The sequence below is a fragment of the Arthrobacter sp. zg-Y1171 genome, assembly GCF_025244845.1.
Taxonomy (GTDB): domain Bacteria; phylum Actinomycetota; class Actinomycetes; order Actinomycetales; family Micrococcaceae; genus Arthrobacter_B.
Map to the genome: position 1 here is coordinate 3,001,798 of NZ_CP104264.1, position 15,278 is coordinate 3,017,075.

At 67.0% G+C, this 15,278-nt stretch carries 16 protein-coding genes; 4 read left to right on the forward strand and 12 right to left on the reverse strand.

From position 1 onward, the window contains the following. Window positions 1-3 precede the first annotated feature (3 nt). Window positions 4-1,101: a phosphotransferase family protein gene (locus N2L00_RS14075; protein WP_255862469.1), complete on the forward strand. Its 1,098-nt coding sequence runs from the start codon at window positions 4-6 to the stop codon at window positions 1,099-1,101. 32 nt (window positions 1,102-1,133) lie between these two features. Here N2L00_RS14075 and N2L00_RS14080 read toward each other — a convergent pair whose 3' ends face one another. Further along, on the reverse strand, window positions 1,134-2,171 hold the full coding sequence (locus N2L00_RS14080; RefSeq protein ID WP_255862468.1) for an NAD(P)-dependent alcohol dehydrogenase: 1,038 nt from the start codon (window positions 2,169-2,171) through the stop codon (window positions 1,134-1,136). A gap of 124 nt (window positions 2,172-2,295) precedes the next feature. On the opposite strand from N2L00_RS14080, the gene N2L00_RS14085 reads away from it, so the two are divergent. After that, the gene (locus N2L00_RS14085; RefSeq protein WP_255862467.1) at window positions 2,296-2,802 is read left to right on the forward strand and encodes a hypothetical protein; all 507 of its coding nucleotides are present in this window, start codon (window positions 2,296-2,298) and stop codon (window positions 2,800-2,802) included. Here N2L00_RS14085 and N2L00_RS14090 read toward each other — a convergent pair. Both N2L00_RS14090 and N2L00_RS14095 read right to left on the reverse strand, forming a co-directional pair. Further along, window positions 2,796-3,230, reverse strand: a complete 435-nt coding sequence (locus N2L00_RS14090; RefSeq protein ID WP_255862466.1) for a DUF5956 family protein — start codon at window positions 3,228-3,230, stop codon at window positions 2,796-2,798. The genes N2L00_RS14085 and N2L00_RS14090 overlap by 7 nt on opposite strands. A gap of 124 nt (window positions 3,231-3,354) precedes the next feature. After that, window positions 3,355-4,761, reverse strand: coding sequence for an OFA family MFS transporter (locus tag N2L00_RS14095; RefSeq protein WP_255765154.1), 1,407 nt, complete (start codon window positions 4,759-4,761; stop codon window positions 3,355-3,357). 317 nt (window positions 4,762-5,078) lie between these two features. Here N2L00_RS14095 and N2L00_RS14100 point away from each other — a divergent pair, with 317 nt between their 5' ends. Continuing rightward, complete coding sequence (locus tag N2L00_RS14100) at window positions 5,079-6,716, forward strand: hypothetical protein (RefSeq protein WP_255862465.1); 1,638 nt, start codon at window positions 5,079-5,081, stop codon at window positions 6,714-6,716. 132 nt (window positions 6,717-6,848) lie between these two features. Here the strand turns inward: N2L00_RS14100 and N2L00_RS14105 are convergent, their stop codons facing one another. The 4 genes from N2L00_RS14105 to N2L00_RS14120 form a co-directional block, all read right to left on the reverse strand. After that, complete coding sequence (locus N2L00_RS14105; RefSeq protein ID WP_255765156.1) at window positions 6,849-7,604, reverse strand: IclR family transcriptional regulator; 756 nt, start codon at window positions 7,602-7,604, stop codon at window positions 6,849-6,851. 80 nt (window positions 7,605-7,684) lie between these two features. Continuing rightward, the gene (locus tag N2L00_RS14110; RefSeq protein WP_255765157.1) at window positions 7,685-8,314 is read right to left on the reverse strand and encodes a dihydrofolate reductase family protein; all 630 of its coding nucleotides are present in this window, start codon (window positions 8,312-8,314) and stop codon (window positions 7,685-7,687) included. Window positions 8,315-8,409: 95 nt separating this feature from the next. After that, window positions 8,410-8,958, reverse strand: a complete 549-nt coding sequence (locus N2L00_RS14115) for a thioesterase family protein (protein WP_255862464.1) — start codon at window positions 8,956-8,958, stop codon at window positions 8,410-8,412. A gap of 106 nt (window positions 8,959-9,064) precedes the next feature. Further along, the gene (locus N2L00_RS14120; protein WP_255862463.1) at window positions 9,065-10,162 is read right to left on the reverse strand and encodes an NAD(P)-dependent alcohol dehydrogenase; all 1,098 of its coding nucleotides are present in this window, start codon (window positions 10,160-10,162) and stop codon (window positions 9,065-9,067) included. Window positions 10,163-10,302: 140 nt separating this feature from the next. On the opposite strand from N2L00_RS14120, the gene N2L00_RS14125 reads away from it, so the two are divergent. Continuing rightward, window positions 10,303-10,599: an EthD family reductase gene (locus N2L00_RS14125; protein WP_255862462.1), complete on the forward strand. Its 297-nt coding sequence runs from the start codon at window positions 10,303-10,305 to the stop codon at window positions 10,597-10,599. 29 nt (window positions 10,600-10,628) lie between these two features. On the opposite strand, the gene N2L00_RS14130 is transcribed toward N2L00_RS14125, so the two are convergent. The 5 genes from N2L00_RS14130 to N2L00_RS14150 are packed head-to-tail and all read right to left on the reverse strand — an operon-like array spanning window position 10,629 to window position 15,020. After that, window positions 10,629-11,315, reverse strand: coding sequence for a DUF6308 family protein (locus N2L00_RS14130; protein WP_255765160.1), 687 nt, complete (start codon window positions 11,313-11,315; stop codon window positions 10,629-10,631). A 10-nt stretch (window positions 11,316-11,325) separates the two neighbouring features. Beyond that, window positions 11,326-12,327, reverse strand: coding sequence for a glycine betaine ABC transporter substrate-binding protein (locus tag N2L00_RS14135; protein WP_255862461.1), 1,002 nt, complete (start codon window positions 12,325-12,327; stop codon window positions 11,326-11,328). Then, window positions 12,327-13,106 (reverse strand): ABC transporter permease, encoded by a 780-nt coding sequence (locus tag N2L00_RS14140; protein WP_370647220.1) that lies wholly within the window; start codon window positions 13,104-13,106, stop codon window positions 12,327-12,329. Before N2L00_RS14140 ends, N2L00_RS14135 begins: the two co-directional genes overlap by 1 nt. Next, window positions 13,103-14,386 (reverse strand): ATP-binding cassette domain-containing protein, encoded by a 1,284-nt coding sequence (locus tag N2L00_RS14145; protein WP_255765162.1) that lies wholly within the window; start codon window positions 14,384-14,386, stop codon window positions 13,103-13,105. The genes N2L00_RS14140 and N2L00_RS14145 overlap by 4 nt, the downstream gene beginning before the upstream one ends. Then, window positions 14,379-15,020: an ABC transporter permease gene (locus N2L00_RS14150; protein WP_227919365.1), complete on the reverse strand. Its 642-nt coding sequence runs from the start codon at window positions 15,018-15,020 to the stop codon at window positions 14,379-14,381. The genes N2L00_RS14145 and N2L00_RS14150 overlap by 8 nt, the downstream gene beginning before the upstream one ends. Between the last annotated feature and the right edge of the window lie 258 nt (window positions 15,021-15,278).

Here is a 15,278-nt window from a genome sequence, read left to right on the forward strand (position 1 = left end):
CCCATGCACACCACTGCCGACGGCACCGAAGTTGTAGCCACCCGTACCCAGGCCGAGTCCTTGGCCTCCCCTCCGCTGCTGATCCTGGATGAAGTGACGGCGTTCTTCGACGCACACGGACTGGGTTCGGGGCCGCTGTCCTGGGCGCAGATCGGGGACGGGCAGTCCAACATCACCTACCGGATCCGGCGCGGGAATGATGACTTTGTGCTGCGGCGCGGCCCCCGCCCGCCGCTGCCCCGCTCCACGCATGACATGGTCCGCGAAGCCCGGATCCAGCAGCTGCTGCGCGTGCAGGGTGTGCCGGTGCCGGAAATCCTGGCCCTCTGCGAAGACGAGTCCGTGCTCGGGGTGCCGTTTTACGTGATGGGCTTCCTCGACGGACTGGTCATCACCAACACCATCCCGACCGCGCTGTCCGCCATGGAGGACCGCCGGGCCACCAGCGCCGCCGTCGTCGACGCCCTGGTCCGCATCCATTCCGTGGATGTCAGCAGCGGGGACCTGGCCTCCTTCGGCAAGCCGGAGGGGTACCTGCAGCGGCAGGTGGCCCGGTTCTCCGGGCTGTGGGAGGTCAACACCATGCGCAACCTTCCCGAGGTGGCCCGGATCGGCAGCTGGCTGGCGGACAACGTGCCTGACAGCCAGGCCGCCTCGGTGCTGCACGGAGATTACCGGCCCGGGAACCTGATGTTCGCCCCGCAGTCCCCCGCCCGGGTGATCGCCGTCCTGGACTGGGAAATGTCCGCCATCGGCGATCCGCTGGCCGATCTGGGCTACCTCACCGCCACCTACTCCGAGCCGGGCAGCGTCGCTACGCCGCTGGAGCTCACCGGAGTGACCCGCTACCCGGGCTATTACACCCGGGAGGATGTCATTGAGGCATACCGGCAGCGGATGGACCTGGATCTGGCAGCGCTGCCCTGGTACCAGGCCCTGGCCCTGTGGAAGGCATCGATTTTCTGCGAGGCCATTTATACCCGCTGGCTCAAGGGCGAGCGCCCCAACGACCGGATATTCGCCCCGTCGCTGGAGGCCGGCGTGCCGCAGCTGCTGCGGTCCGCCGCCGGGTTCGCCGGGCTGGCACCGGCACCGCTGTAACTTCCGGCACCGCTGCAGCTTCCGCGCCGGAGTTACGGCACGACGACGGCGCGGCCGATCAGCTGGTTGTTCTTCAGCTTCTCGTAGGCCGCCGGGGCCTCGTCCAGGCTGAAGACCTCGGTATGCACGTTGATGCCTTCGCCCCGGGCCAGGTCCAGCACCTCGAACAGCTCGGACCGCGAACCCCAGTACGGGGCACGGATGGAGGTTTCCCAGGCGGCTGTGGCAGCCAGACCCACCGACACGGTGCCCGAGCCAACCCCCACCAGCACCTGGTCGCCCTGCGATCCCACCATCGCCTGGCCCAGGTCCAGGGTGGCCTGGTTGGTCACGAAGTCAAAGACGGCGTCCACTCCCCTGCCGCCGGTCAGGTCCCGGACCAGGTCCGCTGCGCCCGGCTCGGACGGGAAGGTGTAGTGCGCGCCGACGTCGGTGGCGAGGTTCAGTTTCGCCTCATCGATATCCAGCGCCACCACGGTGGCTGCAGTCATGGCGCGCAGGATCTGCACGGCCACGTGCCCCAGCCCGCCCACGCCGATGACGACGGCGGTGGCACCGGAGGGCAGCTTCTCCAGGGAGCCTTTAATCGCATGGTACGGCGTGAGCCCGGCGTCGGTCAGGGACACATTCTGCACCGGATCCAGGTCCCCGAGGGGAAGCAGATGGCGGGGGCTGTCCACAATCAGGTATTCGGCCATGGCACCGGGTGCGCCGAGCCCGGGCGGGACAATGCCCAACTTCGCGGCGTTGCGGCAGTAGTTCTCCCGGCCGCTGGAGCACTCGTAGCAAATCCCGCAGCCCCACGGCCCGTAGACGGCCATGGACGTGCCCTCCTCGATGTACTGCACGCCGTCGCCCACCCGGTCCACCACGCCGGCACCCTCGTGCCCCAGCGTCAGGGGCAGACCGTAGATGTACTCCTCCTCAGGGAGGCTCATGATGAATTCGTCCGAGTGGCAGACCCCGGCGGCGGTGACCTTCAGGCGGACCTGCCCGGGGCCGGGTTCGGGGGTATCAATCTCCACCACTTCGGGCGGCTGGCCGATGGCGCGGTATTGAAGGGCCTTCATGGCATACTCCTGCTCTCCGCACCGGCAAGGATCCGCCACGGCGCGATGGATGGATTTTGCACTTCAATCGTTGCACCGTGTTCCCGGTTCCACAGCCCCTCCGGCGGCAGGTACCGTGTGGGCCATGAAGAATCTTCCGCTGTCACTCACGATTGCCGCTGCCGTCGGCGGTTTTACCCTGTCGAGGCCGGCCGACTGGTCCCCGGGACTGCGCCGCGCCTATGTTCTTGTACCGGGCGCAGCCGTGGGCGCCATCGGCGTCGTGGCCCTCAGTAGGGGCATGCGAAAAGGGAGTGAGCTGGCCGCCGCCGGAACGGTTGACCTCGTCACCCCGTTCACCGTCGGGGCCGGGGGTGATTCCGCAACCGCCCCTTCCTACGTGCGTGCAGCCGGGCCCCAGAGGCGGATGCCGGGAATTGCGCTGACGGGTCTGGCTGTGCTGATGGGCGCAGCCGTCAGCGGGATCACGGCATTGAGCCTCGTACTGGATGAGGCTGTCGAAGCGTGGCTGGTCCGACGCCGAGTGGCCCGGCCCCGTCCCGTCATGGCAATGGCAGCGGTGCTCTATTCCCTGGTCATGGACCAGGTGATGGATTCGAAGGACGCCAAGGTTTCGAAGCCCCGTCAGTAGAGCCGCCGCACCGCCTCCGCGATGACCGGATAGGCCCCCGTGGCGTAGGCGGGGCCGTCGAAGTGGGGTATGCCTCCCACCTCATCGATTTTTTCGTTCAGCCGCCGCCACAGGGCTTCATCCGAGGTGATTCCTGCAGGCCGGGCCAGGAACCAGACGTATCCGCGCGGGACGGGTGGAATGCCGACCAGCGCCAGATAGTCATTGGTCATTTGGTAGACCCATTCCTCGTCCTCGGGGGCAAACAGCTCCTGGGTCGGCAGGGTTTCATAGAGCGTGCCGGGATGGCGGTAGGTGTGCTGCGCCCTCGCCGCCCATCCCATCATGAGGAACCAGCCCGTGAACGGCAGCTGGGTATAGGCGTCCGGCCGCGCTTCCGGCGGCAGGATCCGAACCTCATTCCAGCTGCCGGCCATGTCCTGCCCCATACCCGTGATCCGCGGTGCCTCGGTCAGCCGAAGAGCGCCGCGGCCCGGGTCAGGGTCTGGAACACCCCGTAGGCCAGGGGGACCCCCACCAGCAGCCAGCTCACCGTCAGCTTTGCCTTGGTCATCAGCGTTCTCCGTCCTGGGTGGCGGTCCGGGCCGGGGCGGCCGGCTCGGATTTCGCGGGTTCATGGTAGCGGGACGCAACCGGCGTCACCAGCAGGTTGGCGATGAAGCCAACCACCAGCAGTCCCACCATGGTCAGCAGTGCCGGATAGTACGCCGCCGCGGTCAGCTCCCCCGGGGTGCCCTGGGCATCCAGGAAGGAGTTGACGATCAGCGGACCGGCAATGCCGGCAGCGGACCAGGCCGTGAGGAGCCGGCCATGGATGGCACCGACCTGGAACGTGCCGAAGAGGTCCCGCAGGTAGGCGGGAACCGTGGCAAACCCGCCGCCATAGAAGGACAGGATCACGAACGCCAGGGCCACGTAGAGGATGGTGGACGTGTCTCCGAAGAAGGACAGCAGGGCGTACAGGACAGCGCCGGCACCGAGGTAGATCATGTAGATGCGCTTGCGGCCGATCAGGTCGGAGGTGGCGGACCAGACGAAGCGCCCGCCCATGTTGCCGATCGAGAGCAGGCCGACAAAACCGCCGGCGACGGCGGCCGTCACCAGCGAGGCGCCGTCGGGCTGGCGGAAGAAGTCCTGGATCATGGGCGCTGCCTGTTCCAGGATGCCGATGCCCGCGGTGACGTTGCAGAAGAGCACAATCCAGACCAGCCAGAACTGCCGGGTCTTGATGGCGTTGGCGGCCGAGACGTGGTTGGTGGTGACCAGGGACTTGGAGGCGACGGTGGAGGGGTCAAAGCCCTCGGGCTTCCAGTCCGCTGCCGGCACCCGGATGCTCCAGGCACCGTAGAGCATGTACACCAGGTAGAGGGCGCCCAGGGTGAGGAACAGCTTGCCCACGGCGTCGCCGCTGGCCACCCATCCGGGGGTGCCGGATTCAGGGTCAAAGAAGGTGAGCAGTGCCGAGGAGAGCGGGCTGGCGATCAGCGCACCGCCGCCGAAGCCCATGATGGCCATGCCCGTGGCGAGGCCGGGCCGGTCGGGGAACCATTTGATCAGGGTGGAGACCGGGGAAATGTAGCCGATCCCCAGGCCGATGCCGCCGATGAAGCCGTAGCCGAGGTACAGCAGCCAGAGCTGCCCGGTGAAGATACCCAAGGCACCAATGAGGAAGCCGCTGACCCAGAACATGGCCGAAACGAACATGGCCTTGCGGGGTCCGTTGGCATCCACCCAAGTGCCCATCACGGCGGCGGAGAGCCCGAGCATCACGATGGCGATGGAGAAGATAATGCCGATCTGCGTGAGGCTGGCGCCGAAGTATTCCACGAGCGCCGTCTTGTAGACGCTGGTGGCGTAGACCTGTCCGATGCACAGGTGTACGGCCAGCGCAGCCGGCGGAATCAGCCATCGATTGAACCCGGGCGGGGCGATTGTGCGGTCGCGGTCCAGCCAGCTCATACAGACTCCCTTATCTCACGCCGATCCTGTCTGCACTCAACGATGCCCGGTGTGGGCTGGGTTACATGGATTCGACACGCTGAGTACCACTAGCGCAGCAAAACATACCGCGCAACCTACTCATCGGTAACTAATTTCGAAAAAGCCTTGCTTTGTTACCCGCGGGTAGCTTAGATGTAACAGACATCACACTGGTCTTGGCTGATTACGTCTCAACGTAGCGACGGACCCGGTCACCTTGCATCCGCGGAGGCTGCGTCCTTGCCGCTCGCCGCTTAGTCAGTCTCGAATCGTAAGAAGCAGAAGAAGGATATTCAATGACGAGTTCCACGTCCGGGCGCGCCTCCAGCCGCCCACACACACTTTTAACCGTACTTTTGGCGTTGTTCCTGGTCCTCCTCCTCGCCTTCTTCGTGCTCTTTACGGGCAAGGTTGCCAGCGGCGCATCGGAGCTGAGCGACGGCGCCGAGCGCGCCTCCACCGGCGCAGGAGACCTGAAGGCCGGCGCCGAGAAGGCGCAGACCGGTGCCAAGGACCTCTCAGAAGGTACCGAAAAGGTTGACGCGGGCGCCAACACCCTGGCCAAGGGCATCGGTTCCGCCAAGGCCGGCGTGACCACCCTGAAGGAAGGCGCCACCACGCTGGATGAAGGAGCCGTCAAGCTCCTCACCGGTGCCGAGGCCGCCAACGAAGGTGCCAACAAGCTTGCTGCCGGTGCCACCAACGCCCGTACGGGTGCGGGCACGCTGACCGCCGGCGCCTACAGCGCTGCCGACGGCGCCAACACGCTGGCTGCCGGTGCGACGACGGCGCGTGAGGGCTCCGACAGGCTGGCCACCGGTGCGAACGATCTGCACACGGGGATGGAGCCGCTGGTGAGCGGGTCTCAGCTCCTCGCTGACAAGTCCAAAGAGGCCGTAGCCGGCATCGGACAGCTCGCTCCCGGTGCGGAGAGTGTCAACGGCGGAGCTCTCAAGATGTGGAACGCTATCCACGCGACTCCGGGCAAGGACGGGAATACCGCGTACACGAACATTCGTAATGACCTGGTTTCCTACCAGCCCGGTGCAACGTCCAAGGGTGTCGAACAGCTCCGCGGGCTCGCCAAGCTGTACGCTCTTGACCCAATTGCAAGCGGAGCCTTTACTCAGGCAGCTGACAAACTCGAAGGACTCGAATGGCTGGTAGCGGGTCTCGATAACGGAATCACGGGCTATGACCCCGCCGTCGACGGCCCTACGCCGTACCACCTGACCGCTAACGGAACCCCCCAGGTCGATGCGCAAGGCCTGTTGTACGGCACCGGAGCCGTCTCCGCCGGGCTGACGGAACTCAACACCAAGGCTCCCGCACTCTCTGAAGGCGCTCAGACCGCAGCTAATGGGGTCAAGACGGCCTATGACGGTGCCGGAACGCTTTCCGGAGGTGCCGCCGAGCTGAACACCGGCCTGAAGACCCTCGAGACCGGCGCGTACACGCTGGCCGAAGGCAACGGCAAGCTCGCCACCGGCGCAGGAACCCTCGCCACCGGCCTGGACACCCTGGAAACCGGCGCTTACACGCTGGCCGACGGCAACTACAAGATCTACGACGGCACCATCAGCCTCTCCGACGGCACCAGCCGCCTGGTCACCGGCACCGAGTCCCTGGACGAGGGTGTTGTGAAGCTCGACGACGGCGGCAAGACGCTGACCGCTGGCACGAGCGACCTGAAGGATGGCGCGAAGAAGCTGGCCGACGGCAACACCGAACTGGCCGAAGGCAGCAAGACCCTGGCAGACGGCAACGGCAAGATCTCCGAAGGTGCAGACACCATGCGGGCCAGCACCACGGCGCTGACCCCGGGCGAAATCTTCACCTCCCCGAAGATCCTGGCCGTACTCATCCCGCTGCTCCTGCTGCTGGTTCCGATCGGCATGCTGATCGCCGGCACCCGCCGCGGCAACCAGCACTAAGGTCCGGGCAGCACACAGTTAGGCAGCACCGCATCACCTCGCATCACTGAGAAAAGGGCAGGTACCGCAGCCGCGGCACCTGCCCTTTTCCATGCCCGGGAAGGCTGCCCGAAAAGGCTCCCGGGAAATGTCCTAGCGGTTCAGCTCGGCGGAGATCCGCTCCACGGCTGCGCGCAGCAGCGGCACCGCACGGTCCGCGAAGGCTTCATCCACCCGCGAGACCGGCCCCGAGACGGAAACCGCCGACGGCGTGGGCGCGTTGGGGACGGCCATGGCGAAGCAGCGCACCCCGAGTTCCTGTTCCTGCTCGTCCACGGAGTACCCGCGCTCCCGGATGCCTGCCAGATCTGCCAGCAGCGCATCGACGCTGCCCAGGCTGTGACCGGTGGGGGTGGGCATGCCCGCCCTGCCCACGATGCTGCGGACCTGTTCATCCGGCAGCTGCGCCAGGATCGCCTTGCCGACGCCGGTGTCATGGGTATGCACCCGGCGGCCGACTTCCGTGAACATCCGCATGGAATGCCGCGAGGGAACCTGGGCCACATAAACCACCATGTCGGCGTCGAGCACTGCCATGTTTGAGGTCTCGCCCAGATCGTCCGCGAGGCCCTTGAGCTGCGGCATCGCCAGCGCACCGAGCTGCAGGTTGGCGCCTTCCCCGAGCCGGATCAGCTTCGGCCCGAGGGCGTAACGCCGGTTGGGCAGCTGCCGGGCATACCCCCGGCCCACAAGGGTGCGCAGCAGCCGGTGGATGGTGGGCAGGGGCAGGGAGGTGGAGGCGGCAAGTTCGCTCAGCGTCACTGCCCCGCCGGCGTCGGCAATCAGCTCCAGCAGTTCAAAGACCCGTTCCACTGACTGCACGCCGGATCCGGCGGCCCGTTCAGCCATGATTGCCCCTCCCCACGAATTGCCCCCACTTTATCGCAGAGCGGAAAACTTCTTCCTTATTTGGGCCTGACTGAACGGCGTCAGGCGGACATTCCGGATCCGGCGTCGGACCCCGTTTCAGCCGGCAGCGCGGCGGGGTGCAGCGTGACGCAGATGGCTCCGGAGCGGGTGGTCTGCGGCCGGGAGACGCTGTAGGAGGCGGCCTCGCGGATGTCTTCGAAGAGCCGCTTGCCCTGGCCCACCACCACCGGGAAAATCAGCAGCCGGTACGCGTCCACCAGCCCGGCCGCCGCCAGCGCCTGCACCAGCTGATAGCTGCCATGGACCTGGAGTTCGCCGCTGCGCCGGGACTTCAGCCGTTCCACGCTCGAGACCAGCTCTCCTTCGAGCAGATGGGTGTTGTGCCAGGGCGCCGACGGCATTGCGGTGGAGACCAGATACTTCGGCAGTCGGTTCAGTGCTGTGGCAATGAAGTCCCCGGGTTGGTTCGCGGCCTCCCAGTAGGGCTGCATCATGTCGTACGTGTTACGCCCGAGCAGCAGTGCATCGGCCATGGCGTACCACTCGGAGACAATCTGCTCCAGGTCAGGATCAGCAAGCGGAGTCAGCCACCCGCCGCCGGTGAAACCGCCGGACGGGTCTTCCTCCACGCTGCCCGGAGCCTGCATCACGCCGTTCAACGTCAGAAAAGTGTTGACCGTCAGCTTCACCGAGCACCCCGTTCCTAGGTCCCCCTGCTTCTAGGTTCGGCCCGGCATCCGGGGGTGTCAACGGTCCCGGGCAACGCCCGGGACCGGAGCACCGCTTAGGCCCAGGTGTGCGGAGCGGGGCGGCGGGTGCTCGGCAGCGCGACGGCGGCACGCCAGTCGGTGATCCACTCCGGCAGTTCCAGGTCCGACGGCGGGACAGCACCCACGGCCTCGAAGATCTCCTCGTTGCTCACCGGGCCGCTCTTGGATACCAGACGGGTGCAGATGACCGCGCTGGCATAGATCTCGCCGTCCGCCACCATGCGCTGCTCAATGTAGATGGCCCGTTCATCGAACCCGATGACCCGGGTTTCGATGCTGTACTGCTGGTGCAGCTGCAGGGATTTTCGGAAGCTGATGGTTTCGTTGTTCGCCACCGGGCTCCAGCCGCGCTTTTTCATGATGTCCCAGACGCCGCTGCGGACCAGCAGGTCGAAGCGGCCCAGGTCCATCATCGAGAAGTACATGCCGTTGTTCAGGTGCATCGCAAAGTCGATGTCGGTGACCAGGACCTTCGCGGGCACTGAGGAGGTCTCGAAGAAGCCCAGCTTGGGCCGGCGTCGGGCGCGGAACAGGGTCAGGATGGTGCGCAGAATGAGGTGCATGCCCGCTATATTACCGCTCAGTAACTTAGTGTCGAGGTGCGCCGCGGAGTTTTCTTTTCCCGGTCCGCTCCGCGCGGACCGGTGCCGGACTCCGCGGCGCCGTCCGTCAGCGCCATGGCTGGACCATGGCCTTGAGTGCGCCCGGTTCCTGCCCGGCGTCGAGCGCCTCCCGCACCTGGCCGAGCCCGAACTCATGGGTGACCAGCACGTCCAGGTCCACCTTGCCCTCTGCCACCAGCGAGATCGCCGTCGGCCAGGTGTTGGCATAGCGGAAGACGCCGGTGAGCCAGATTTCGCGGTTCTGGATGACGCCGACCGGCAGTTCGACGTCCTCGGCGCCCATGCCCACCAACACGGCCCGCCCGCCCGGGGCCACCGCCCGGATGCCTGCGCGGACCGCGCTGGGAGCTCCGGACGCGTCGATGAACGCATCCACGCCCAGCCCGTCCACCGGCTGGGCGGCATGCACGGTGTGCGTGGCTCCGTGCCGGGCGGCGAAGTCCAGCCGTTCCTGCGCGATGTCGCTGATGTACACGGCGCTGGCACCGAAAGCGCGCGCCACCTGGGCAATGATCACGCCGATCGGCCCGGCCCCGGCTATCAGGACCCGCTGTCCGGGCCCGACGCCGGCCTTTTGGCAGGCCCAGATCCCCACCGACAGCGGCTCCATCAGGGCCGCGGCTTCGTCCGAGACGGTGTCCGGAACGGCGTGGGCGAAATCGGACTCGATCGCCACGTATTCGGCAAAGGCACCGTCGACCGGCGGGGTGGCATAGAAGGCCATGTCCGGGCACAGGTTGTAGCGGCCCTGCTTGCACTGCCCGCAGCGGCGGCAGGGTTTCTGCGGCTCGATGGACACGCGCTGGCCGATCCGCTCCGGGTCCACGGCGGCGCCGACGGCGGCAATGGTCCCGGACGCTTCGTGCCCGAGCACCAGAGGCTCCTCCACGACAAACTGCCCGATCCGCCCGTGCCGGAAGTAGTGCACGTCGCTGCCGCAGACACCGACGGCGGCCACCCGGACCAGCACCTCGTTCGGCGCCAACTGCGGAAGCGGGCGTTCATCGACGGAGAGCTGGTTGGAGGCGTGGCTGTCGGTACCTTCACCCCCGGCGGCCGGGACGCGCAGGACCGAGACGCGCATGCTGTCCGGAAGCTCCGGCGTCGGCGTCGGCGTCGCGGCTGGGCTGGTGGAAAGTGACATAAGGGTTCCTCTTCGTTGCGGGTCCGCGGGCATGGCGTCCCGGCGTACTGAGGACTCTAGTCCGGTGCGGCACTACCTGTCCTTAACGGCGCCGGACCAACCCCCTGTCCCGTTGCCGCCGGCCGCGTTACCTTTTCTGCATGCACACCCTCGTTGTTTTGTTCCGGCAGCCGCGGGACCCGGTTGCCTTCCGCCGGCACTACCGCAACGTACACCTGCCGCTGGTGCGCAACATTCCCGGCCTCCGCGAGCTGCGGGCTTCCGAGGAGCTGAGGTCGGCGGAGGAGCAGCCGCCGTATTTTGCACTGTTTGAAGCCGATTTCGACGACGAATCGGCCATGCAGGAGTCCCTGACCACCGCCGAGGGGCAGGCCGCCAACGCCGATATCCCCCGTTTCGCGACCGGCGGGCTGACCGTGTTCACCTACCGGAACTAGCCGCCGGCGTCTTCCACCGGCCCGGCAATTCAGTCGTCGTCGCCCGGCGCCGCCCGGAAACCGCGCTGCTTGGCGTCCATCCACAGCACCACGTCCATGGCCCGCAACCGGGAAACCCGGACCGGCAAGGCCGCCCGGTCCTGGACCGCATCGAGTCGCCGGGCCAGTTCCCGGTCATTGTCGGTGAGCAGCGCATGCCACTCCTCCCACTGCGTGAGGGAAGTACCCGCTCCGATGCTGCGGGCGACCATCGAATCCCAGATCGGGATCAGTTTCGGCCGCTTGCGGGCCAGCAGCTTGCTGGTTTTCATGGGGCCCATCTTCCATTGCCCGCCCCGGTAGCCCCGGAACACTTCCCAGAGCAGCCATGCCGGGCTGTCCTTGCCGAGGACGTGGACGTATTCGACGCCGGTAACGTCCGCCAGCTCCAGGTTCACCGGAATTAGTTCCAACAGCTCGCCGATCTCCGGGGCCTTGGTCTCGAGCAGCCCCACCACCGCCGGCCCCTTGATTTCCTCGCCGAGCAGGGCCAGGGCAACCAGGTCATCGGCGGTGATCCGGTTGGCGGCCCCCGGGGAGTCTCCCCCGCCGGCCCAGGTGTCGAACCTTGCCCCGGTCCGCACATGCCCGGAGGTCAGTTTCTGCGTGTAGTAGCGGTGCAGCAGGCCGGCGGCGTCGTCGACGTGGCCGGCGTCGAGGATGGCTGGAAGGTCCACGGTGTCCACCTCACTCGGGAGCGGTAATCAGGCCCTTCTCGACCATCCAGTCGAAGGCGACGTCGGCAGGCTCCTGGCCGTAGACGTCTACGGCAAGGTTCATCTTGCGCAGTTCTTCGTCCGTAAGCAAAGGGGACACCTGCGCGAAGATGTCTACCAGCTCCGGATATTCCTCCAGCGCCTCGGTATTGAAGACCGGCGCGGCGTTGTAGGCGGGGAAGTAGGCCAGATCATCCTCGAGCACGGTCAGTCCCAGCGAATCGATCCGTCCGTCCGTGGCAAAGACCTCGCCGAAGTTGCACTCCCCGGCGTCGGTCGCCGAATACACGGCACCGGTGTCATAGATGCCGATATTGGCGTCCGGCACGCCGTTGGGCGCCCCGCGCGGTATGCCGTACTTTTCCAGCAGCGGGTTCATGCCGTCCGGACGCGAGTTGAACTCGGCCTCGAGGCAGAACGTGCGCTCCTCCACCGGCAGGTTGGCGATGTCGGAGATGCTGTCCACGCCCAGTTCCTCGGCCGCTTCGCTGCGGATGGCCATGGCGTAGGTGTTGTTCAGCGGCGCCGGATCGCCCCAGGTGACGCCGTTGGCAAGGTCCGCGTCATGCACGGCCTGCCATTGTTCCTGTTTGTCTGGGATGCCTTCGCTCTGGCCGAGGTAGGCGATCCATCCGGTGCCGGTGTATTCCCACGTCATGCCGGCCTGCCCGGACAGGAGCAGCTCCCGGGCCGGCTGGCTGCCGGGCACGTTGGTCAGGTCGGTGACGTCGAAGCCGGCTACCTTGGTGGCCAGCACCGCGATCTTGCCCAGGATGAGCTGTTCGGTGAAGTTCTTGCTGGTGACGGTGAGTTTCGCGTCGTCGGGCAGGCCCTCGACGGGCTGGATCAGCCCGGGGTCCGCCTCCGGCACATAGGAGGCTGCGGGCTGCAGTCCGCAGCCCGCAAGCAACAGGCTGACGGCGGCGGCTCCTGCGGCAGCGAGGCGGACGCGTGCGTTTGGCTGCTTTTTCATTAGAGTCCCTTCGGCCGGGCAACGTGCTCGACCAGGCGTCCGATCCAGTCGACCACCAGGGCCAGCAGCGCCACCAGCAGGGCTCCGGCCACCAGCACCGTGGTCAGGTTCAGGTTCACGCCGGTAGTGATGAGGATCCCTAGCCCGCCGCCGTTGACGAACGTGGCCAGGGTGGCGGTGCCCACCAGGAGCACCAGGGCGGTCCGGACGCCGGAGAGCATCACGGGCACCGCGAGCGGCAGTTCCAGCCGAAACAGCACCTGGGCGTTGCTCATGCCGACGCCGCGGCCGGCCTCCACGATGCGCGGGTCCACCTGCTGCAGGCCCACCATGGTGTTCCGCATGACCGGCAGCAGGGCGTAGACCACCAGCGCGCCGATGGCTGCCCGGAAGCCGAACCCGACCCAGAAGGCCAGCAGCACCAGCAGCCCGATGGCCGGCGCCGCCTGGCCGATGTTGGCCAGCGCCATGATCGGTCCGGTGACCCGGCGCATCCGTCCGCGGGTGAGCAGCACGCCCAGCGGGATGGCGATCACCAGCACGATCACCGCGGACACCCCGGTGAGCAGGAGGTGCTGGACGGTGTAGTCCCACAGTGCTGCAGGGGCCAGGGTGGTGCGCTCGGTGACGCTGAGCTCGGCGGTGGTCAGCCAGAGCATCAGGAGCCCGAAGGCCACCGCGATGCCGGCCAGCTGCAGCAGCAGCGGCCGCCAGGATGTCGGGCCGGCGCCGCTTTCGGCTTCGGTCCGGGCCTGGGCGGCCGTGGAAACGGCGGTCATCGGGTGCCCTGGCCGGCGGCAGCACCGGCGTCGTCCTGCACCGCCGCCTGCGCGTCTGTCTCTGTGCCGCGTCGGATGCCGCCGCTGTTGAGGCCCACCGGTGCGCCGGAGGAGCCCTGCTGCGCGGCGTCGTTCGCTGCCGTGATCGCTTCCATCACCGTCTGGACGGTGACCAGGCCGAGGAACCGGTCCCGCGGACCCGTCACCAGGGCGGCGCCCGTGCTGGAGACCAGCATGGTGTCCAGCGCGTCATTGAGCGTGGAATGCTCGCTGATCACCGGAAGCTTGGCATCAACGGCGTCCGTGTGCCGGTCCAGGCGGCTGAGCTGGCGGCGGGAGAGCCACTGGATGGGCCGCTCCCGTTCGTCCAGCAACACGGCGTTCTGCTCGCCGGCGCCCTGCAGGCGGGAGAGCGTGTCGCTGGCAAGGTCGCCGACGACGGCCGTAATCGGGGACGCCAGCTCCACCTCGTTCACGCGGGTCAGGGTGAGCTGCTTCAGGCCCGCGCCGGAGCCGATGAAGTTCTCCACGAACTCGTTGGCGGGGTTGGCCAGGATCCGTTCCGGGGAGTCGTACTGGACCAGCTGGGCGCCCTCGTCGAAGATGGCGATCCAGTCCCCCAGCTTCACCGCTTCGTCGAAGTCATGGGTGACGCAGACGATGGTCTTGTGCAGCTCGGACTGGATGTGCAGCAGTTCGTCCTGCAGCCGCTGGCGGGTGATCGGGTCCACGGCGCCGAACGGTTCATCCATGAGCAGCACGGGCGGATCGGCGGCCAGCGCACGGGCCACCCCCACGCGCTGCTGCTGCCCGCCGGACAGCTCCTTCGGGTACCGGTCCCGGTACAGGGCCGGATCCAGGGAGACCAGTTCGAGCAGCTCGTCCACCCGGGCCTGGATGCGGTCCTTGTCCCAGTTGAGCATCTTGGGGACGACGGCGATGTTCGCCGCCACGGTCATGTGCGGAAAGAGCCCGCCGGCCTGGATGACGTAGCCGATCCCGCGGCGCAGCTGGTCGCCGTCGATCCCGGTGACGTCTTCGCCGTCGAGGATGATCCGTCCGCTGGTGGGCTCGATGAGCCGGTTGATCATCTTCAGCGTGGTGGTCTTGCCGCAGCCCGACGGGCCGACCAGCATCACGATGCTGCCCCGCGGAATCTCCATGGTCAGGCCGCCGACCGCCGGCTTGTCCTGCCCGGGGAAGCGCTTGGTGACGTCTTCGAGCAGGATGCCGGTGGCGGTGGCTTTGGCGCCGGTGGTTGGGGAAAGAGTCTCAGACACGGATACCTCGCGGGGTTGTGAGCCGGCCGAGGCCGACCAGGAGAAGGTCAAGGATCAGGGCCAGCAGGATGACGCCGACGACGCCGACCACCACGGACTCGAGGGAGTTGGCCCCGCCCAGGCGGGACAGGCCGGTGAAGATGAAGCCGCCGAGTCCCGGGCCGAGGGCGTAGGCCGCGATGGCGGCAATACCCATCACCATCTGGGCGGACACGCGCACGCCGGCAAGGATGACCGGCCAGGCCAGCGGCAGTTCGATGCGCAGCAGCGTGCGCAGCCGGCTCATGCCGACACCGCGGGCGGATTCAACAACGGTCGGGGAAATCCCGGCCAGGCCCACCACCGCGTTGCGCAGGATGGGCAGGGTGGCATAGAACGCCACCACGATCACGGCCGGCACGGCACCGAACCCGAAGGGTGCGATCAGCAGGCCGATCAGGGCGAAGGACGGCAACGTCAGGCCCACCGCGGAGACGCCGTTGGCCACTCCGCTGAGGGTCTTATTGCGGTAAACCAGGGCCGCAATAACCACGGCAATGACCGTGGCCAGGATCAGGCACTGGACAACTAGGCTGAAGTGCTGCCATCCGGCGAACAGGATCTGCTGATACCGGTCCGCCACGAATTCCCACACATCAAGACCTCTTCACTTTGGTTACGTATGTTTCTTGTCGCCGCCCGGCGCTTGGTGTCCGTGTTTGGTGTCGGAGTTTGGTGTCCGAGCGAAAACTACCCAGCAACCTTACCGTTACCTGCTTCACAAAGCGCTCCGAGAAGCTCCAAACGAGCGCATCGTGACGTTTTTGCAACGGGCGGGTGGGGGTGGTGGCCTTCGAGTGGGCCGGCTTCCGGGCCTTCGGAGTGGGCCGGGGTGGGGGCCTCCGGAGTGCCG